The 18,789-nt window shown below is 69.9% G+C and carries 17 protein-coding genes; 6 read left to right on the forward strand and 11 right to left on the reverse strand.

Annotation, left to right across the window (positions count from 1 at the left end):
- Positions 1–85: 85 nt before the first annotated feature.
- The 7 genes from Q8W67_RS09160 to Q8W67_RS09190 form a co-directional block, all read right to left on the reverse strand.
- A complete protein-coding gene (locus tag Q8W67_RS09160; protein ID WP_305544043.1) occupies positions 86–1,468 on the reverse strand; it encodes a class II 3-deoxy-7-phosphoheptulonate synthase in 1,383 nt (460 codons plus the stop codon).
- 115 nt (positions 1,469–1,583) lie between these two features.
- The gene (locus Q8W67_RS09165) at positions 1,584–1,904 is read right to left on the reverse strand and encodes an RNA polymerase sigma factor region1.1 domain-containing protein (RefSeq protein ID WP_305544046.1); all 321 of its coding nucleotides are present in this window, start codon (positions 1,902–1,904) and stop codon (positions 1,584–1,586) included.
- Between the two features lie 54 nt (positions 1,905–1,958).
- Entirely contained in the window at positions 1,959–3,341 is a 1,383-nt protein-coding gene (gene gor / locus Q8W67_RS09170; RefSeq protein WP_305544049.1) for a glutathione-disulfide reductase, read from the reverse strand.
- Entirely contained in the window at positions 3,338–4,558 is a 1,221-nt protein-coding gene (locus Q8W67_RS09175) for an O-antigen ligase family protein (RefSeq protein WP_305544051.1), read from the reverse strand. Before Q8W67_RS09175 ends, gor begins: the two co-directional genes overlap by 4 nt.
- 42 nt (positions 4,559–4,600) lie before the next feature.
- Complete coding sequence (locus Q8W67_RS09180; RefSeq protein WP_305544054.1) at positions 4,601–5,161, reverse strand: DUF2059 domain-containing protein; 561 nt, start codon at positions 5,159–5,161, stop codon at positions 4,601–4,603.
- A 30-nt stretch (positions 5,162–5,191) separates the two neighbouring features.
- Positions 5,192–5,905 (reverse strand): ribose-5-phosphate isomerase RpiA, encoded by a 714-nt coding sequence (rpiA, locus tag Q8W67_RS09185; protein WP_305544057.1) that lies wholly within the window; start codon positions 5,903–5,905, stop codon positions 5,192–5,194.
- A gap of 130 nt (positions 5,906–6,035) precedes the next feature.
- Entirely contained in the window at positions 6,036–6,500 is a 465-nt protein-coding gene (locus tag Q8W67_RS09190) for a hypothetical protein (protein ID WP_305544060.1), read from the reverse strand.
- Between the two features lie 161 nt (positions 6,501–6,661).
- Here Q8W67_RS09190 and Q8W67_RS09195 point away from each other — a divergent pair, with 161 nt between their 5' ends.
- The gene (locus tag Q8W67_RS09195) at positions 6,662–7,360 is read left to right on the forward strand and encodes a phosphoglycolate phosphatase (protein ID WP_305544062.1); all 699 of its coding nucleotides are present in this window, start codon (positions 6,662–6,664) and stop codon (positions 7,358–7,360) included.
- A 4-nt stretch (positions 7,361–7,364) separates the two neighbouring features.
- Here the strand turns inward: Q8W67_RS09195 and Q8W67_RS09200 are convergent, their stop codons facing one another.
- Positions 7,365–8,519, reverse strand: coding sequence for a pyridoxal phosphate-dependent aminotransferase (locus Q8W67_RS09200; protein WP_305544087.1), 1,155 nt, complete (start codon positions 8,517–8,519; stop codon positions 7,365–7,367).
- 90 nt (positions 8,520–8,609) lie between these two features.
- Positions 8,610–9,275: a DUF1345 domain-containing protein gene (locus tag Q8W67_RS09205; protein WP_305544090.1), complete on the reverse strand. Its 666-nt coding sequence runs from the start codon at positions 9,273–9,275 to the stop codon at positions 8,610–8,612.
- Between the two features lie 135 nt (positions 9,276–9,410).
- Here Q8W67_RS09205 and Q8W67_RS09210 point away from each other — a divergent pair, with 135 nt between their 5' ends.
- The 4 genes from Q8W67_RS09210 (at position 9,411) to aat (ending at position 13,187) form a co-directional block, all read left to right on the forward strand.
- The gene (locus Q8W67_RS09210) at positions 9,411–10,193 is read left to right on the forward strand and encodes a DsbA family protein (RefSeq protein WP_305544093.1); all 783 of its coding nucleotides are present in this window, start codon (positions 9,411–9,413) and stop codon (positions 10,191–10,193) included.
- Between the two features lie 159 nt (positions 10,194–10,352).
- The gene (accB, locus tag Q8W67_RS09215) at positions 10,353–10,823 is read left to right on the forward strand and encodes an acetyl-CoA carboxylase biotin carboxyl carrier protein (protein WP_305544096.1); all 471 of its coding nucleotides are present in this window, start codon (positions 10,353–10,355) and stop codon (positions 10,821–10,823) included.
- A gap of 108 nt (positions 10,824–10,931) precedes the next feature.
- Complete coding sequence (gene accC / locus Q8W67_RS09220; RefSeq protein WP_305544099.1) at positions 10,932–12,284, forward strand: acetyl-CoA carboxylase biotin carboxylase subunit; 1,353 nt, start codon at positions 10,932–10,934, stop codon at positions 12,282–12,284.
- A gap of 219 nt (positions 12,285–12,503) precedes the next feature.
- Positions 12,504–13,187 carry a leucyl/phenylalanyl-tRNA--protein transferase gene (aat, locus tag Q8W67_RS09225; protein WP_305544101.1) on the forward strand — a complete coding sequence of 228 codons (684 nt, stop codon included), beginning with the start codon at positions 12,504–12,506 and terminating at the stop codon, positions 13,185–13,187.
- A 134-nt stretch (positions 13,188–13,321) separates the two neighbouring features.
- On the opposite strand, the gene Q8W67_RS09230 is transcribed toward aat, so the two are convergent.
- Both Q8W67_RS09230 and Q8W67_RS09235 read right to left on the reverse strand, forming a co-directional pair.
- Positions 13,322–13,975, reverse strand: coding sequence for a DUF2155 domain-containing protein (locus Q8W67_RS09230; RefSeq protein WP_305544104.1), 654 nt, complete (start codon positions 13,973–13,975; stop codon positions 13,322–13,324).
- Positions 13,976–14,103: 128 nt separating this feature from the next.
- Positions 14,104–14,520, reverse strand: coding sequence for an NADH:ubiquinone oxidoreductase subunit NDUFA12 (locus tag Q8W67_RS09235; protein WP_305544107.1), 417 nt, complete (start codon positions 14,518–14,520; stop codon positions 14,104–14,106).
- A 519-nt stretch (positions 14,521–15,039) separates the two neighbouring features.
- On the opposite strand from Q8W67_RS09235, the gene Q8W67_RS09240 reads away from it, so the two are divergent.
- Positions 15,040–18,774, forward strand: coding sequence for a vitamin B12-dependent ribonucleotide reductase (locus Q8W67_RS09240; protein WP_305544110.1), 3,735 nt, complete (start codon positions 15,040–15,042; stop codon positions 18,772–18,774).
- Positions 18,775–18,789 lie beyond the last annotated feature (15 nt).

Below are 18,789 nucleotides of genomic sequence, written 5' to 3' on the forward strand. Positions count from 1 at the left end.
TGATGCTTGCACGTCCCGCCGCGCGCCCCTCCCCGCAAGGGGGAGGGGAAAGGCGTGGTGATTACGGCGACCGATGCGGAGCGCCCTACTCCGCCGCGTCGAGGCGCGGGCGCTCGATGTGGCTGCGCTCGGCCTTGACCAGCTCGGCCGTGCGGAACGCCACCTCCAGCGCCTGCTCGGCGTTGAGGCGCGGGTCGCAGTAGGTGTGGTAGCGGTCCTGCAGGTCGTCGGCGGTGAGCGCGCGGGCGCCCCCGGTGCACTCGGTGACGTCCTTGCCGGTCATCTCCAGATGGATGCCGCCGGCGATCGTGCCCTCGGCCCGGTGGACACCGAAGAAGCCCTCGATCTCCTGCATGACCCGCTCGAACGGCCGGGTCTTGTAGCGGCCGGCCGCGACGGTGTTCCCGTGCATCGGGTCGCAGATCCAGACCACGGAGCGCCCTTCCCGCTCGACCGCGCGGATCAGGCCGGGCAGGTGCTCTCCGACCTTGTCCGCTCCGAACCGGCAGATCAGGCTCAAGCGGCCCGGCTCGTTCTCCGGGTTGAGCTGGTCGATCAGCCGGATCAGCCCGTCCGCCTTCATCGACGGGCCGCATTTCAGGCCGATCGGGTTGCGGATGCCGCGGGCGTACTCGACATGGGCGTGGTCCGGCTGACGGGTGCGATCGCCGATCCACAGCATGTGCCCGGAGGTCGCGTACCAGTCGCCGGTGGTCGAATCGACGCGGGTCAGCGCCTCCTCGTAGCCAAGCAGCAGGGCTTCGTGGCTCGTGTAGAAATCGGTTGTCCGCACCTCCGGATGCGTCTCCGGATTGATTCCGATCGCCCGCATGAAGTCGAGCGCGTCGGTCATGCGGCCGGCGACGTCCTGGTAGCGCGAGGATTGCGGCGAATCCTTCACGAAGCCGAGCATCCACCGATGCGCGTTCTCCAGGTTGGCGTAGCCCCCGGTGGCGAAGGCGCGCAGCAGGTTCAGGGTCGCGGCGGATTGCCGGTAGGCCTCGAGCTGGCGCCGCGGGTCGGGCACGCGCGCCTCTTCGGTGAAGCCGATGCCATTGACGATGTCGCCGCGGTAGCTCGGCAGGCTCACCCCATCGAGGGTCTCGGTGGGCGAGGAGCGCGGCTTGGCGAACTGCCCGGCGATGCGCCCGACCTTCACCACCGGCGACCCGCCCGCGAAGGTGAGCACCATCGCCATCTGCAGGAATACCCGGAAGAAGTCGCGGATGTTGTCGGCCGAGTGCTCGTCAAAGCTTTCGGCGCAGTCGCCGCCCTGGAGCAGGAAGGCCTCGCCCGCCCCGACGCGCGCGAGCGCCGCCTTCAGCTTGCGGGCCTCACCGGCAAACACGAGGGGCGGGAAGCTCGCGATCTGCGTCTCGACCGCCTGCAGCGCTGCCGGGTCCGGATAGGCGGGGACCTGCTGGATCGGCAGGTGTCGCCAGCTCTTCGGTGTCCAACGCTCGGCCATGACGTCTCTCCGCGCACCTCTTCGTGCGGCCGCGCCTCACGCGCGCAGCGGGGCTTATAGAGAGGTTCGCGCGCCCATGCGAGTGCCGGTTCCGGGGGGCAGGCGCGCCTTCACCTCAGGCCTCGCCGTCCTCCACCTCGATGCCGTGCTCGGCCAGGATCCAGAAGATCGCCTCCAGATCCTCGGCCGAAACGTCCCGCGGCGGCAGCGCCTCCTCGAGGTCGTCGTAGGTCAGGCAGCGGCTGCGCTGCGCCTCCGCCTTCGCGAGAAGCCGGTCGATCGCCCGGCGGATGTCGGGGGACAGCGCGTCGTGGCTTGGAATCCGGTATCCGAAGGCCGGTCGCAGGGCATCGGCCAGCAGGCCGTCGATGATCGCCTGCCGACGCGCGTGCGCGTCGCCCTCCCCTCGTCCCTTGCCTGCGCCCTGCTTGCCCATGCCCCTGATATGGCTCGGTCGCGCACCGCGTCGAGGCCCCGCGGCGCGGGGATATCAGCCGACGCCGACCGGATGCTTGGTCACCTCGGGGACGCGCAGGGTCACGAGTTCCTCGGCGGCGGTCGGGTGGACCGCGATGGTGCGGTCGAAATCGGCCTTGGTGGCGCCCATGGTGACGGCGATGCCGACCGCCTGGATCACCTCGCCCGCGTCGTGGCCGAAGATGTGGACGCCCACGACCCGGTCGCTGGCGCAATCGACGATCACCTTCATCAGGATCTGCTCCGCGCGGCCCGAGAGCGTCGCCTTCATGGGCCGGAAGCGCGCCTTGTAGACGTCGATCTTCCCGTAGATCTCGCGGGCAGCGGACTCGCTGTGCCCGACGACGCCGATCTCGGGCGTCGAGAACACGGCGGTCGGGATCAGGCGGTGGTCGACGCACGACGGCTTGCCGCCGAACACCGTGTCGGCGAAGGCGTGGCCCTCGCGAATCGCGACCGGCGTCAGGTTGGCGCGGTTGGTCACGTCGCCGACCGCGTAGATCGAGGGCACACGGGTCTGAGAATAGGCATCCACCGGGATCGCCCCTGCGGCATCGGTCTCGATGCCGACGCGGTCGAGGCCGAGCGCCGCGACGTTCGGGCGCCGGCCGGTGGCGACCAGAATCTGTTCGGCGGGGATTTCCGTGCCGTCGTCGAGCCGCGCGCACAATCCGCCGTCCCGGCGGTCGATGCGGACCAGGTTGCGGCCGAGCCGCAGGTCCATCCGCTTCCCGTAAGCCTCAGCCAATGCGTCCCGGACCTCGTCGTCGAAGCCGCGCAGCAGCCGGTCGCCCCTGTGGAGCAGGGTCGTACGGCTTCCCAGGGCGGCGAAGACCCCGGCGAACTCAACCGCGATGTAGCCGCCGCCGATCACCAGGATGCGCTCGGGCAGGTTGTCCAGCTCGAACACTTCGTTCGAGGTGATCGCCAACTCGATGCCCGGCACCGCCGGTTCCTTCACCGGATGCGCGCCGACCGCGACAAGGATCCGCTCCGCCCGTACCGTCCGGTCAGAGCCGAGGAGGCGGACCGTGTGCGGATCCTCGATGACGGCGCGCTCGGGCACGATCGCGACGCCGGCGCGGATCAGGTTGGTGTCGTAGATTCCTTCGAGCCGGGTCACTTCGGCGTCGCGGCGGCGCTTGAGCGTGCCCCAGTCGAAGCGCGGTCGCTCGACGGTCCAGCCGAAGCCTGCCGCGTCCTCGAACTCGTCGGCGAAGCGGCCGGCATAGACCATCAGCTTCTTCGGCACGCAGCCGCGGATCACGCAGGTCCCGCCGACCCGGTACTCCTCAGCCAGCATCACCTTGGCGCCGTAGCCGGCCGCGATCCGCGCCGCGCGCACGCCTCCCGAACCACCACCGATCACGAAGAGGTCGACGTCGAAGGCGCTCATGCGGGGCCGTCCATCTCGGGTCTCGTGTCGGCGCGCGGCTGTGCCGCCTCGCGCATCCAGGTGATGGCAGTGCCGAGCCCGGCCGTCCACCACGCCGCCCAGCCATTGTGCTCGACGAAGGCGATCGCGGCCGCGCAGGCGACGAGGCCCAGCGTCGCGGCACGGTCCGGTTGTGCCATCGGGGCGACGCGCGCGAGCATCAGCATCAGGGCGAGCGACGCGAGAAGCGCGCCGGGAACCCCCAGCTCGGCCCAGACCTGCAGGAAGCTGTTGTGCGGGTGCCCGACGCCGAGGAGCACGCGCATCTCGGGCGCGACCACGCCGGCGACCGGGGTTTCGGCAAAGCGCGCGCTCGTGCCGTAGCCCGCCCCCCGCCATGGGTCGGCCGCGACGGCCGCCCCGAAGCTCCGGGCGATGGCGACCCGCGCCCGGGAAGAGGATTGGACCAAGCGCTCGTGCGCCGCTTCCGGCATGACCCGGGCGAGGAGATCGCCCTCCACGGGGGCGACCGCCACGGCGAGGCCGAGGCCGAGGCCGGCGAGCGCGATGCCGGTCCGCATCGGCAGCAGTCGAACGGCCGCAAACAGCGCGGCTCCGGCCAAGAGGCCGAGCTGCGCGGCTCCGCTGATCGAGCGCAGCACGCCCAGTCCCGCGAAGGCGATCGTCGCCGTGGCGAGGCCGCGCGCGCCGCCTCGCCACAGCACCAGCGCCAGAGGGGCGGCCACGAGGTCGAGGGTCAGGGCCGGCCGGTTGTGGACAAAGGCCGCGACCCGGCGCCCGAGCGCCCGTTCCAGCGCGAGGTCGGCCGCGAGGTCGATGGCGATGACGAGGCCCGCCAGCACGATCGCGGCCGCCGCGAGGCGCGGCGCGAAGGCCGGGATCCGCCCCGGCGCGAGGCAGGCCAGCAGGTAGGCCGCCGCGAGGGTCGGCAGGAACTCGCCGAGCACCCGCAGCGACGCTCCGGGAAAGGGGCTCCAGGCGAGCGAGACGAGGCACCAGAGCACGAAGGCGAGCGCCGCAGCGGCCAGCGGACTCGCGAGCGGCGCCAGCAGGCGTGTGCGCAGGCTCGCGCGGTCCTCGATCCAGCGCCCAGTCAGGAAGGCAAGCGCGGCCAGCGCAACCACGGCCGGGCTCGACCGGTTGGCCAGCGCCATCGCCAGCGGCATGGCGGCGAGCAGTACGGCACCCGCCGCGTAGAGGCGGCCGGCCGCAGTCATGAGGCCGCTGTCACGTCGGTCCGCCCGTCAGCGCGGCCGAACTCACTGCATCTGGTGGCCGCGCTTGCCCATCTCGGCGCGGACCCGGACCATCACGTATTCCGACACGTCCTGCGTCCAGTCCTGCATCTCCCGCACCATCTCGTCCAGGAGCTGCGGCTGCGCCTCCACGTAGCGCTTGCCGGCGGCCGAGCGGAAGAAGGTCGCGATCTCCTTCAGCTCGGACTCCGAGAACTTCGCCGCGTAGGTCCGGGCTGCGATGTCGATCATGCGCTGCTTCTGCAGCTCCATCTCGGGCTGCAGCGACGCCAAAACCTCGTCGAGATCCTTGGAGAGCTCGGGCCGCGTCACCGTCTGCTTGCGGATCTGGTCGGCGAAGGCGGGCAGCACCGAGTCGAACGACCGCGCGATCCCGGAGCTGAGCATCACCTCGCGGGCGAGCGCGAGGTGGCTGGGGCTGTAGGCTGGCGCCGCGGCGGGCGTGCTCGCCTGCGCCGCTGCCTTGCCCTGGGAAGGCTTGTTCGGCTGGGCAGAGGCTGCGGGCGGGAGGATCGCGAGCGCGGCGAGCGCGAGGCCGAGCACGGCGGTGAGGCGTCGGGACATGCTGAACGTTCCTGCGAGGATTGCGGCGCCTCAGGTGAGGCTGCCGAGAACGATGATCTCGGCCTGCCCGTCCCGGTCGGCCGCCAGGATCGCGGCGTCGGCGATGCCGAGGAACAGGCCGTGCTCGACCACCCCCGGCACGGCCCAGAGGGCGGCGCCGAGCGCGTCGGGATCGGCGATCGCGCCGAGATGGGCGTCGAGGATGTGGTGGCCGCCATCGGTGACGAGGGGGAGGCCGCCCGGCTGCAGGCGCAGCCGGACCGGGCCGGTGCAGCCGGCATCCGCGACCGCCGACTCGACGGCGCGGTGCGTCGCGGTCAGGCCGAACGCGTTCACCTCGACCGGTAGCGGGAAGGCGCCCAGCCGGGACACGTGCTTGGCCGCATCGGCGATGACCACCATGCGGCGGCTGGCATAGGCGACGATCTTCTCGCGCAGCAGCGCCGCGCCGCCGCCCTTGATCAGGCGCAGCTGGTCGTCGACCTCGTCGGCGCCGTCGATGGTCAGATCGAGTTCGGGCAGCTCGTCCAGCGTGGCGAGCCGGATCCCGAGAGCCTCGGCCTGCGCCCGCGTCGCCTCGGAGGTCGGCACGCCGACGATGTCGAGCCCGTCGCGGACACGCGCGCCGAGCAGCGTGACGAAGGCCGCGGCCGTGGAGCCGGTGCCGAGACCCAGCCGCATCCCGGGCTCGACCAGGTCGAGGGCGCGCGCTGCCGCCGCCCGGCGCAGGTCCGGCCCGCTCACCGGACGGATGCCCGGTCGGCAGAAGGGATCGAGATGTCGCGCATGCGGGGCGGCCGGGCTTTCCGATGAGGTCGGGCGGCCCCTAGCACGTGACAGGGCCGACCGGAACGCCTGCGCGGACAATGCCGCGTCACGGACGCGTACCCTGTGTCGGTGTGGCGCTGGCCCCTGCCCGGCCGGGTGCCGGCCCGGTCAGCGGCGTATCGGACGCGCCCTCGGATCCGGGCTTCGCCTGCTGGGTGCAGACCACCTGCTCCTTCTTCACCAGCACGAAGCAGATGCTCATCTCGCCGGTCCTGTAGTTCACCCGGAAGACGCCGGCCTCGCGGGTGTGGCGGCTGGCGACGAGCCCGTATTCCGACGGCGTCTGCGGCCCGGCGCCCTCGCCGGGGCCGAAGCAGACCGTCTGGCCGATGCCGCCGACCGATTCCTGGAGCCCATACTGGCAGGAGGTCACCTCGCCGGTGACCTTGTCGACCCGGTACATCCGGTTGAGGTCGGTCTGCGGAGCGGGCACGAACTCGAACGAGGCTGCCGCTGCCGGCAGGGCGTGGAGCGCGATGCAGGCGGCGAGGAAAGGCAGAGACGGTTTCATCGAGGGTCCCAGGGGCTGGTGCGCCCCGCCTTTCGCTGCGCTTTCGGGCGAGTGTAGGGCGCGGGACCGTGCAACCCATGCTTCGAGTGCCCGGCCGCCGCGGCCTTGCCCCCCGTCCCGCCCGCCGCTAGCGAGACGCAAGCCAGCAGGAGCTTGACCGGATGCCGCCCGAACCGACGACCCGACCGCCGATCGCCGTGTTCGACCTGGACGGGACGCTGGCGGAGACCGCGGGGGACCTCATCGGCACGCTCAACGTGCTGATGCGGCGGGAGGGACTCGCCGAGCTGCCGCTGTCCCAGGCCCGCGGTCTGATCGGCGCGGGTGCCAAGGCGCTGATCCGGCGGGGATTCGAGGCGGAGGGGCGTCCGCTCTCGCAGACGGATCACGACCGCCTGTTCGACGCCTTCATCGACCATTACGGGGCGCATCTCGCCGACACGTCGCACCTCTATCCGGGCCTCGTTGAGGCGCTCGACGCGCTGGAGGAAACGGGCTTCCGCCTCGCGGTCTGCACCAACAAGTTCGAGGGGCAGTCGGTGGAGCTCCTGCGCATGCTCGGGATCGGCCACCGATTCGCGGCGATCTGCGGACGCGATACCTTTCCGCATTACAAGCCCGACCCGCGCCACCTGACAGGCACGATCGCCCGCGCCGGGGGGAACCCGGCCCGGGCCGTCATGGTCGGCGATTCCCGCACCGACATCGATACCGCCAAGGCCGCCGGGATCCCGGTGGTGGCCGTGGCCTTCGGCTACACCGACGTGCCGGTGACCGAACTCGGACCGGATCGGGTGATCGGGCACTTTTCCGAGCTGGCCGGTGCGATCGGCGCGCTGGTCCAGATCGACGCGACCTGAGCCCTCAGCGGAGCCAGGTCCGCAGGCGCGCCACCGCCTCGCGGCACTCGGCCTCGGAGCCCGCGAACGAGAAGCGGACGTGGTGGCTGCCGAGTTCCGGGTCGAAATCGAGCCCCGGAGTCGCGGCGACGTTCGCCTCGTCGAGCATCCGCCGGCAGAACGTGGTCGCGTCGTTGGTGAGGTTCGCCACGTCCGCGTAGAGGTAGAAGGCGCCGTCGGCCGGGTGCACGCTCCCGAGGCCGAGGCCCGGGAACGCATCGAGCAGGATCGCCCGGTTGCGGGCGTAGCCTTCGCGGATGGCGTCGAGTTCCTCCGTGGCTTCGAAGGCGGCGAGCGCGCCGACCTGCGAGAGGTACGGCGCCGAGATGTAGAGGTTCTGCGCCAGCCGCTCGATCGGGCGGACCAGCGCCTCCGGGACCACCATCCAGCCGACGCGCCAGCCGGTCATGCAGTGGTATTTCGAGAACGAGTTGATCACCACCGCGTCGGGGTCGAAGCGCAGGGCTGTCACGGTGGGCAGCCCGTAGCTGAGGCCATGATAGATCTCGTCCGAGATCAGCGGCAGGCTCAGTTCGCGCGCCGCCGCGCATAGGTCCCGCAGCGCGGCCTCGGCGATCACCGTGCCGGACGGGTTCGCCGGGCTCATCACCAGGGCGCCCGCCACCGCCTCCAGCGCGTGGGTCTCGCGCAGCAGGGCGGCGGTGGGGGCGAAGCGGTCCTCTGCGCGCAGCACCAACGGGGCGGGCACGAGGTCGAGGGCGGCCAGAATGCTGCGATAGGCCGGGTAGCCGGGCTGCGGCACCGCCACCCGGGCGCCCGCGTCGAACAGGCTCATGAAGGCCAGGACGAAGCCGGCCGAGGACCCGGTGGTGATCACCACCCGCTCCGGGTCGACGGCGACGCCGTGGCGCTCCGCATAATCCCGGGCGATCCGCTCGCGCAGGGCCGGCAGGCCCAGCGCCTCGGTGTAGGGCACGCGGCCGGCGGCCAGCGCTCCCTGCGCGGCCGCGATCACCGCGCGCGGGGCCGGCGCCGAGGGTTGGCCGACTTCCATGCGCACCACGTCGTCACCGCGCCGCGTCTTGGCGGCGGCGGCGGCCATGACGTCCATGGCGAGGAACGGCTGGACGGCGGCGGCGCGCCGGGAGATCGGAATCATGCGGTCCTGAAGGGTGCGCTGCGGTGCCTCGCCGGGCTGGCGGACGGGGTTAGACCCTGTCGGCCCCGGCCTCAACCGGCGGCGCGCTGCTCAGCGTGGCACCATGCCCGCGGCCATGTTGACGGCGAGCGCCAGGATGCCGGTGTTGAACAGGTAGGCGCAGACGGTCTGCGCCGTCGCGATCCGCCGCATGCGCTTGCTGACCAGGTTGGTGTCCGAAGTCGCCGCCGCCGCGCCGATGGTCACGGTGAAGTAGAGGAAGTCCCAGAAGTCCGGCTCGGTGTCGCCATGGAAATCCAGGCCGCCACGCTCGGCTTCCGCCTCGGGCCCTGTCTCCACGCCGTAATAGACGTGGGCATAGTGGACCGTGAAGACGAGCTGCATGAACACCCAGGTGCAGAGCATGCTGGTCCCCGCCAGGGCCAGGGCATAGCCCTGGATCGATCCGGTGACGCGGCCGCCGACGACCAGCACGGCCACCGAGCCGAGACTCGCCGCAGAGGCCAGCAGGGCGAAGAGCGTGATGACGCCGGCGCTGTCGTCGAGCCGGGCGGCCTCGCGGCGCATCGCGTCCCGCGACTGCCCGGTCGCCCGCCGCACGACGAGGACGGCGTGGACCACCACGCCCGCGCACCAGCCGGCCAGCAGCCGCATGCCCGGATCCGGGCCCGGCGCGAGCGCGGCCGCGACGAGCGCCACGAGGATCGCGCAGAGCAGGTGCGGGCGCAACCAGAAGGCTTGGAACAGCTTGGGCATATTCGGACGGGTCGCGCTCGGCGGAAGGGATTCGCGTGCCGGCCACGTGATTTGACCCGGCGCCGCGAAAACGCCTAACCCACCCTCTACCGCTCGCGCCATGCGCGGGCCGGCTGCCGCGCACAGCGAGGATCCATGTCTTCCATCCGTCCCCTGCCCGCGCTGGTCCTGGCGCTGGGCCTCGTCGCCGCCCCGGCCCTCGCGCAGAACGCGGCTCCGCCCGCCGCGCCGTTCACGGACGCGCAGCGCGCCGGCATCGAGGCGATCGTGAAGGATTACCTGATCAAGCACCCGGAGGTGCTCCAGGAGGCGCTGGCCGAGGCCGAGAAGCAGCAGGCCGAGACGCAGCGCCTCGCCCAGACCGCCGCCCTCAAGGAGGCCCGTGAGGCCCTCATGAACGGCCCGCACGACGTGGTGGCCGGCAACCCCGCGGGCGACGTCACGATGGTCGAGTTCTTCGACTACAATTGCGGGTACTGCCGCAAGGCGCTCGGCGACGTGCAGGCGCTGATCAAGTCCGACCCGAAGCTGCGGGTCGTGATCAAGGACTTCCCGGTGCTGGGACCGGAATCGCTCCAGGCCAGCCAGGTCGCGATCGCCGTGCGCCAGCAGCTCAAGGGCGATAAGCTCTTCGAATTCCACCAGAAGCTGCTGGAGACGAAGGGCCGCGTAGACGGTGCCCGCGCGATCCAGGTCGCCAAGGACCTCGGCGCCGACACGGCCAAGCTGCAGAAGGACATGGCCTCCCCCGAGGTGAAGGCCGCGCTCAGCGAGAACCGGGGCCTCGGCGACCGGCTCGGTCTGTCGGGCACCCCGGCCTTCATCATCGGCGACGAGGTGATCCCCGGTGCCGTCGGCGTCGACCCGATGCGCAAGACCATCGCGGACGTGCGCCAGTGCGGCCACGCGTCCTGCTGAGCCGAAGGGCCGGAGAGTTCCGCCGGCTGATGGCGGACCGCGCGGCCTTGTCGCGGCGGGCCGCCTTCGTCTAAGAGCCGCCAGCCGCGTGGCCATGGTCGCGTTCCAGCGCGAATGCCGGATGGACGGACCGCCATGTCGCGATACGAAGAAGGCCGGATGCCAAAGAACGATCCCATCGACTCCGAGCTCGTGCGGGAGCTCGCCAACCTCGTCACCGAGACCGGCCTGTCCGAGATCGAGGTCGAGAAGGGCGATCTGCGCATTCGCGTCGTGCGGCGGCTCGAGCCCGTGAACGTACAGGTCGCGGCGCCGGCCCCGGTTGCCGCCATGGCCGCGCCACAGCCGGCGCCGCCGACCGGCGCCCTCGCGCCGGCCGAGCCGGCCCGCTCGCATCCCGGCTCGGTGCCCTCACCGATGGTCGGGACCGCCTACCTGCGTCCCTCGCCCGACGCCAAGTCCTTCGTCGACGTCGGCTCGCGGGTCGAGGTCGGCGACAAGCTGCTCCTCATCGAGGCGATGAAGACCTTTAACGAGATCGTGGCGCCCCACGCCGGCACGGTCACCGCGATCTTCGTCGAGGACGGCCAGCCCGTCGAGTACGGCGAGGCCCTGCTCGTCATCGCCTAAAGGCGACTTCCGCCGTATCGGGCTGAATCGGCCCTGGAAAACGCCGCGCAACAAGAGGATAGGTCATCCAGCGCGGTCCGGTGATCGCCAGGATGCTCTAAAGGGCCGATGTTCGACAAGATCCTGATCGCGAACCGTGGTGAGATCGCCCTACGTATCCTGCGGGCGGCGAAGGAACTCGGTATCGCCACCGTGGCCGTCCACTCCACCGCCGACGCGGACGCCATGCACGTGCGGCTGGCCGACGAGAGCGTCTGCATCGGGCCGCCGGCCGCCCGGGACAGCTACCTCAACATCCCGTCGATCATCGCCGCCTGTGAGATCACCGGGGCGGATGCGGTGCATCCGGGCTACGGCTTCCTGTCCGAGAATGCCCGGTTCGCCGAGGTTCTGGCACATCACCAGATCGGCTTCATCGGTCCCAAGGCGCAGCACATCCGCACCATGGGCGACAAGATCGAGGCCAAGCGTACCGCGCTGAAGCTCGGCATCCCGTGCGTGCCGGGCTCCGAGGGCGGGGTCGAGGATGCGCACGAGGCCAAACGGGTGGCAGCCGGGATCGGCTACCCCGTCCTGGTCAAGGCGGCGGCGGGAGGCGGCGGCCGCGGCATGAAGGTCGCGCGTTCCGAGGCCGAGCTGGAACAGGCCATCGGGATGGCCCGGTCCGAGGCCAAGGCCGCGTTCGGCGACGACGCGGTCTACCTCGAGAAGTACCTGGAGAAGCCGCGGCACATCGAGGTCCAGGTGCTCGGCGACGGGCGCGGCGGTGCCGTGCACTTGGCCGAGCGCGACTGCTCGCTCCAGCGCCGCCACCAGAAGGTCTGGGAAGAAGGCGGCTCGCCGGCACTGAACGAATCGATGCGCGCTGAGATCGGCGGCATCTGCGCCAACGCCATGAAGGAGCTCGGCTATCTCGGCGCCGGCACGGTCGAGTTCCTGTACGAGGATGGGCGGTTCTACTTCATCGAGATGAACACCCGCATCCAGGTGGAGCATCCCGTCACCGAGATGATCACCGGGATCGACCTGGTGATCGAGCAGATCCAGGTCGCCTCGGGCGGCCCGCTCTCGGTGACGCAGTCCGACATCAAGGTCGAGGGTCACGCCATCGAGTGCCGGATCAATGCCGAGCACCCGGAGACCTTCCGGCCATCGCCGGGGCAGATCACTCATTACCACACCCCCGGGGGCCTCGGGGTGCGGGTCGATTCGGCGGCATTCCAGGGCTACCGCATTCCGCCGCACTACGATTCGCTGATCGGCAAGCTGATCGTTCACGGGCGCACCCGCAACGAGTGCCTGATGCGCCTGCGCCGGGCGCTCGACGAGTTCGTGATCGACGGCATCGACACCACGCTGCCGCTGTTCCGCACCCTGGTCCGCAATCCGGACGTCCAGAACGGAATCTATGACATCCACTGGCTCGAACATTTCCTGGAAGACGGGGGCATGAAGGCCTGATTCCAGGCTGAGCGGCCTGTCGCGCGCTGCGCTGCCGATGGAGTCCCGCGGAATCGCGAAACCCGCCGCGCGCCCGGGCCCATGCCAGCGTAACCTGCCGCGCGGGTCTGGAACCCGGGATGCCGCAGGCCACTTGACCGCCCGACCCGACCGGGCTTGCGGCGATCATGGCAGGCGCAGGCCCTGGTATTCGGACCGGACGCGCGCGACACTCGACCCATGCACGATTCCAGCCGCGTGGACATCACCCCCGAGATCCTGCTGAAGGCCTACGCGGCGGGCATCTTCCCGATGGCCGAGGACGCGAGCGATCCGACCCTGTACTGGGTTGAGCCGCGGGCGCGCGGAGTCCTGCCCCTGGACGGGTTCCGAGTGCCCCGCCGCCTCGCCCGCACCGTTCGGGCCGACCAGTTCGAGGTCCGGTGCGATACGGATTTCGACGGGGTGATCGCCGGCTGCGCCGCCCCCCGTCGGGACAGCGAGCGGACCTGGATCAACGGACGCATCCGCGAACTCTATGGCGCGCTCTTCGACCTCGGGCACGTCCACACCGTCGAGGTCTATGCGGGCGAGCCGCGGCGCCTCGTGGGCGGCCTCTACGGCGTCTCGCTGGGTGCCGTCTTCTTCGGTGAGAGCATGTTCCACGAGGTTCGCGACGCCTCGAAGGTCGCCCTCGTTCACCTGATGGGGCGCCTCCGGGCCGGGCGTTACCGGCTCGCCGACACACAGTTCGTGACCGAGCACCTCACCCAGTTCGGGGCGGAGGAACTGCCCCGGCACGTCTACAAGCGGCGTCTCGCCGACGCCCTCGATCGGGTCGCCGACTGGAACGTGTGGCCGGGCGATGGATCCGTCTCGGGGGCGCAGGTGTTGGCGGCGCTGGGCAACGTCGACGGAATCTGAAAGCCTGGGTGGCCGCGTGATCTGCGGTCGAACGACGCTCACGATGAACGGACGCCCGGTTCTGGTCGCTCATCCTGCGGTGCCGACCCGTAGCCGGGGCTCGGAAAGCCCTTGTCAGACAGGCGTTCCCGCCCTCAGCGGAAGAGCGCGTCGAACAGGTTCTGCGGCTGCGGGGGGGGCGGGGCCGGCGCCGGTCCCTCGTTCGAGGGGAAGAACTTGCGCGAGGGCTTCTGGCGCGGCTGTACCGGTACCCCGCGCGGCGCCTCCACGTCGACCTGTCCAGCGGAATTGACCTGCTGCGCGGTCTTGGTCGCATCCTTGCCGGGCCGCTTCGCCTTCTCGGGCTTGGCCGCGACCGCGGGGATGTCCTCCTGCTCCTTGGCCTCGGCGATCACGTCGCTGCCGCCTTTGCAGTCGACCAGCCAGACGTCGTAGATCGGGTGCTCGATCGCGTGCAGGCCGGGGCTGGAAGCGAACATCCAGCCGGTGAAGATGCGGCGGTACTTGTTGTCCAGCGTCACCTCGTCGACCTCGAGGAACGCCGTGGTCTTGGCGCTCTCGGTCGGCGGTCTCGTGTAGCAGACGCGCGGCGTCAGCTGCAGAGCGCCGAACTGCACGGTCTCGTCGACCGCGACCTCGAAGGAGACGATGCGGCCGGTGATCTTGTCGAGCCCGGAGAAGACCGCGGTCGGGTTCTTGATCTTGTCGGCCGCGGCCGGCCCGACGCAGAGGGCGAGCGCGAGGCACGGGGCGAGCGCGAGACGTGCAAGGGCTATGGTGCGGCTCAAGGCTCGGACCCCTAGACGAGGGAGGCCGGTCGCGCCGTCAGGTGCGCGGCGGTCGGGTAGGATTGCCGTCACTTGAACACCGGAACGGTGGCGGCAAAAGGGCGCCGCCGGGTCGTGAAGCCGTCGCCCTATTCGCCAGGCGTCCAGGAGACATAGTCGCCGGTCGCCGCCGGACGGGAGCCCCAGGACAGCTGCGAGCCCTGCGGCCGGTACGCGTTCGCGGTGCCGGTCTGGTTCTCGACATGCGGCTGCTGCCACGGGTACGGCTTGTAGTCTTCCTCGCTCGGGGCGACATCGACGTTGTGGCAGAGCCAGCCACGCCAGCCCGGGGGCACCTTCGAGGCGTCGGCGTAGCCATTATAGACCACCCAGCGCCGCTCCGACCCGACCGAGCGGTCGATCAGCGCGCCTTCCGCCTTGTAGTACTTGTTACCGAACTCGTCCTCGCCGACGAAGATGCCGGTGCGCGCGGTCTGGAGCGCCAGCGAGACGGTCTGGCCGTTCCACCACGTGAAGACGCGCAGCAAAGTGTCTTTCAGCGCCATCGCCGGTCCCGATGTCGTGCCGCGCCGCAAGGGGGGCGCTTCGTGTGGCCGTTATGGTGAGCGCGCGCCGCCGAGTCCAGCGGGCTCGACCGAAGTGTCGCCACGCCGCAACGCTCCGGCCGGACATCCGGCCGTTTTTGCGCGTGGCGGAAACCCCGCTCTCCCCACGGCTGTGAACTTAAAATTTTGCCGATCCGAATCCCGAAAGCCGGAAGGGCACTTATCCGGGTCGCCAGGGATATCCACAGGCTTTTGCGGGCCGGCACAACATCTAGCGTGGAACCGGACCACAGAACACCACTTGTTGACGTGAGGGCGGTGGCGGCAGTAGTGTCACTGCATCGGTCGTGCCCCCCTGGGTTGGTGCGTTTCGGCAGGTTCGACCGTTCCTAATTCACGTTTGCGGTTCCGACGCGTGTCCGTTTCTCGGGCGCAACCGGATCCGACCCCATCATCGGGAACAGCCCCCGCCGCGCGCGGGGCCGGGACCGTCGTGTCCTGTCGGGAGAGGTGTGTTTCATGCGGTTCGAGCGTCGCTACACCACGGCCGGACAATCGCCCTACGCCGGCATTCCGTTCCGCAAGGCCCTGAGCGAGATCCGCAATCCCGACGGGTCGGTGGTGTTTCGTCTCGACGGCATCGACGTGCCCGAGAGCTGGAGCCAGGTCGCCAGCGACGTGCTGGCCCAGAAGTACTTCCGCAAGGCCGGCGTGCCCGCCCGCCTCAGGAAGGTCGAGGAGAACGACGTCCCGTCCTTCCTGTGGCGCTCGGTGGCTGACGAGGCCGCGCTGAGCGAGCTTCCGGAGGAGGAGCGGATCGGTTCCGAGACCTCCGCCACGCAGGTCTTCGACCGGCTCGCTGGCTGCTGGACCTACTGGGGCTGGAAGGGGGGATATTTCACTTCGGAAGAGGACGCCGCCGCGTTCCTCGACGAGTTGCGCTTCATGCTCGCCCGGCAGATGGTGGCTCCGAACTCGCCGCAATGGTTCAACACCGGCCTGCATTGGGCCTACGGGATCGACGGGCCGAGCCAGGGCCACTTCTACTGCGACTACCGTACCGGTGAGCTGACGCGCTCGGCTTCGAGCTACGAGCACCCGCAGCCCCATGCCTGCTTCATCCAGGGCGTTCAGGACGACCTCGTCAACGAGGGCGGCATCATGGACCTGTGGGTGCGGGAAGCCCGCCTGTTCAAGTACGGCTCCGGCACCGGCTCAAACTTCTCCGCCCTGCGCGGGGAGAGCGAGAAGCTCGGCGGCGGCGGCAAATCGTCGGGCCTGATGAGCTTCCTCAAGATCGGTGACCGGGCGGCCGGGGCGATCAAGTCGGGTGGCACCACCCGCCGGGCGGCCAAGATGGTCATCGTCGATATCGACCACCCCGATATCGAGGCCTTCATCGACTGGAAGGTGAAGGAGGAGCAGAAGGTCGCCGCGCTCGTGACCGGCTCGAAGGTCGTCTCGAAACACCTGGGCCTGGTGATGAAGGCCTGCACCCAGTGCGAGGCGGAAGGCGACGCCTGCTTCGACCCGGAGCGCAACCCGGCCCTGAAGCGCGAGATCCGCGCGGCCCGGAAGGCCTCCGTGCCGGACGCCTACATCAAGCGCGTCGTCCAGTTCGCCCGACAGGGCTTCACCAAGATCGACTTCCCCGTTTACGACACCGACTGGGATTCCGAAGCTTACCTCACGGTTTCCGGCCAGAACTCCAACAACTCCGTTTCGCTCACGGACGATTTCCTGCGCGCGGTGGATGCCGGTGCCGACTGGCACCTGACCCACCGCACCACCGGCAAGGTCGCCAAGACCATCCCGGCGCGCGACTTGTGGGAGAAGATCGGCGAGGCCGCCTGGGCCTCGGCCGACCCGGGCCTGCACTTCAACACCACGATGAACGACTGGCACACCTGCCCGGCGGGCGGGCGGATCCGGGCCTCGAACCCGTGCTCCGAGTACATGTTCCTCGACGACACGGCCTGCAATCTCGCGTCGGCCAACCTGCTGACGATGTACGACCGTCAGTCCAAGCGCTTCGATGTCGAGGCATTCGAGCACCTGAACCGCCTCTGGACGGTGGTGCTCGAGATCTCGGTGATGATGGCGCAGTTCCCGTCGAAGGAGATCGCGGAGCTGTCCTACCGCTACCGCACCCTCGGGCTCGGCTACGCCAACATCGGCGGTCTGCTGATGACCATGGGCCTGCCTTACGATTCGCATGAGGGCCGCGCGCTCGCCGGCGCGCTCACCGCGATCATGACCGGCGTGGCCTACGCCACCTCGGCCGAGATGGCCAAGGAGCTCGGCCCGTTCGCTGCCTATGACGACAATGCCGACGCGATGCTGAAGGTGATCCGCAATCACCGCCGCGCCGCCCATGGCGAGGCCGAGGGCTACGAGTTCCTCAGCATCGCTCCGGTGCCGCTGGACCACGCCAACATCCCGCAGGCCGATCTCGGCGCCCATGCCCGTGCGGCCTGGGACCGGGCGCTCGAACTGGGCGAGGCGCACGGCTATCGCAACGCCCAGGCGACCGTGATCGCGCCCACCGGCACGATCGGCCTCGTGATGGATTGCGACACCACCGGCATCGAGCCGGACTTCGCCCTGGTTAAGTTCAAGAAGCTCGCCGGCGGCGGCTACTTCAAGATCATCAACCAGGCTGCCCCCGATGCCCTCCGCGCCCTCGGCTACCGCGAATCCGAGATCGCCGAGATCGAGGCCTACGCGGTCGGCCACGGCTCGATGGGCCAGGCCCCGGCGATCAACCCGACGACGCTGCGCGCCAAGGGTTTTTCCGACGACAAGATCGCCGCGGTGGAGAAGGGTCTGAAATCCGCCTTCGACATCAAGTTCGTGTTCAACCGCTGGACGCTCGGCGATGACTTCCTCGTCCAGACCCTCAAGGTCCCGGCCGAGAAGCTGTCCGATCCGACCTTCGAACTGCTGCCGTTCCTGGGCTTCACCAAGAGAGACATCGAGGCGGCCAATACCCATATCTGCGGGGCCATGACCCTGGAGGGCGCGCCGGGCCTGAAGGCCGAGCATTACCCGGTGTTCGACTGCGCCAACCCGTGCGGCCGTATCGGCAAGCGCTACCTCTCGGTGGAGAGCCACATCCGCATGATGGCGGCGGCCCAGCCGTTCATCTCGGGCGCGATCTCCAAGACCATCAACATGCCCAACGACGCCACAGTCGAGGATTGCAAGGCCGCCTACCGCCTGTCCTGGACCCTGGCGCTCAAGGCGAACGCCCTCTACCGGGACGGGTCGAAGCTGTCGCAGCCGCTCAACGCCGCCCTGATCGCCGATGAGGAGGACGAGGCTGAGGACGCCCTGGAGGCGGTTCTGCAGGCCCCGGCCGCGGCCCGGGCCGCCCAGGTCGCCGAGAAGATCGTCGAGCGGGTGATCGAGCGTGTCGAGCGCATCCGCTCCCGCGAGAAGCTGCCCGCCCGGCGCAAGGGCTATACCCAGAAGGCGGTGGTGGGCGGCCACAAGGTCTACCTGCGCACCGGCGAGTATGACGATGGGCGCCTCGGCGAGATCTTCATCGACATGCACAAGGAGGGCGCGACCTTCCGGAGCCTGATGAACAACTTCGCCATCGCGATTTCGCTCGGCCTCCAGTACGGCGTGCCACTGGAGGAGTATGTCGAGGCGTTCACCTTCACCCGGTTCGAGCCGGCCGGCTTCGTGCAGGGCAACGACGCGATTAAGAACGCGACCTCGCTCCTCGACTACGTGTTCCGGGAGCTCGCGGTCTCGTATCTCGGCCGCGCCGACCTCGCCCATGTCAGCCCCGCCGAGATCGGCGGCACGGTGATCGGCGGCGGCGAGGCGGGGGACACGACCCGCGAGGGCCCCAAGCCCGCCGCGGCCTCCTCGGTCGTCTCGCGCGGCCTGCTGCGCGGCTCGGCCGATCGCCTGACCCTGATCCAGGGCGGCCCGGCCGGTGTCACGGTCGGCGTCGGAGCCCCGAGCGCCGGCCAGACCACCCAGGCCGGCGGAACGATCCATGCGATCCGCGGCGCAGCGGCACTGAAGGCGGAGCCACGGGACGAAAGACTTGATGAAGTCAGCTTCGGCTTCTCTCCGCCCGACTTGAGCCGCGCCGAGTCGATCGCCTCTCGGCGTGCGGAGGCAAAGCTCAAGGGTTACGTTGGTGAGGCGTGTCCGGAATGCGCCAACTTCACAATGGTGCGGAATGGGACATGCTTGAAATGTGACACTTGCGGGTCCACGACCGGATGCTCGTAGGAAGCGATGCCCGAA

It is taken from the genome of Methylobacterium sp. NEAU K (assembly GCF_030700285.1).
Lineage (GTDB): Bacteria > Pseudomonadota > Alphaproteobacteria > Rhizobiales > Beijerinckiaceae > Methylobacterium.

Excerpts from the sequence above, each read along its gene's own strand:
- Q8W67_RS09180 (WP_305544054.1), bottom strand. The coding sequence starts at position 5,161 with ATGTCCCGACGCCTCACCGCCGTGCTCGGCCTCGCGCTCGCCGCGCTC.
- Q8W67_RS09190 (WP_305544060.1), bottom strand. The coding sequence starts at position 6,500 with ATGAAACCGTCTCTGCCTTTCCTCGCCGCCTGCATCGCGCTCCACGCC.
- Q8W67_RS09200 (WP_305544087.1), bottom strand. The coding sequence starts at position 8,519 with ATGATTCCGATCTCCCGGCGCGCCGCCGCCGTCCAGCCGTTCCTCGCC.
- Q8W67_RS09165 (WP_305544046.1), bottom strand. The coding sequence starts at position 1,904 with ATGGGCAAGCAGGGCGCAGGCAAGGGACGAGGGGAGGGCGACGCGCAC.
- Q8W67_RS09160 (WP_305544043.1), bottom strand. The coding sequence starts at position 1,468 with ATGGCCGAGCGTTGGACACCGAAGAGCTGGCGACACCTGCCGATCCAG.
- Q8W67_RS09175 (WP_305544051.1), bottom strand. The coding sequence starts at position 4,558 with ATGACTGCGGCCGGCCGCCTCTACGCGGCGGGTGCCGTACTGCTCGCC.
- Q8W67_RS09240 (WP_305544110.1), top strand. The coding sequence starts at position 15,040 with ATGCGGTTCGAGCGTCGCTACACCACGGCCGGACAATCGCCCTACGCC.
- Q8W67_RS09205 (WP_305544090.1), bottom strand. The coding sequence starts at position 9,275 with ATGCCCAAGCTGTTCCAAGCCTTCTGGTTGCGCCCGCACCTGCTCTGC.
- gor (WP_305544049.1), bottom strand. The coding sequence starts at position 3,341 with ATGAGCGCCTTCGACGTCGACCTCTTCGTGATCGGTGGTGGTTCGGGA.
- accC (WP_305544099.1), top strand. The coding sequence starts at position 10,932 with ATGTTCGACAAGATCCTGATCGCGAACCGTGGTGAGATCGCCCTACGT.
- aat (WP_305544101.1), top strand. The coding sequence starts at position 12,504 with ATGCACGATTCCAGCCGCGTGGACATCACCCCCGAGATCCTGCTGAAG.
- accB (WP_305544096.1), top strand. The coding sequence starts at position 10,353 with ATGCCAAAGAACGATCCCATCGACTCCGAGCTCGTGCGGGAGCTCGCC.
- Q8W67_RS09235 (WP_305544107.1), bottom strand. The coding sequence starts at position 14,520 with ATGGCGCTGAAAGACACTTTGCTGCGCGTCTTCACGTGGTGGAACGGC.
- Q8W67_RS09195 (WP_305544062.1), top strand. The coding sequence starts at position 6,662 with ATGCCGCCCGAACCGACGACCCGACCGCCGATCGCCGTGTTCGACCTG.
- Q8W67_RS09210 (WP_305544093.1), top strand. The coding sequence starts at position 9,411 with ATGTCTTCCATCCGTCCCCTGCCCGCGCTGGTCCTGGCGCTGGGCCTC.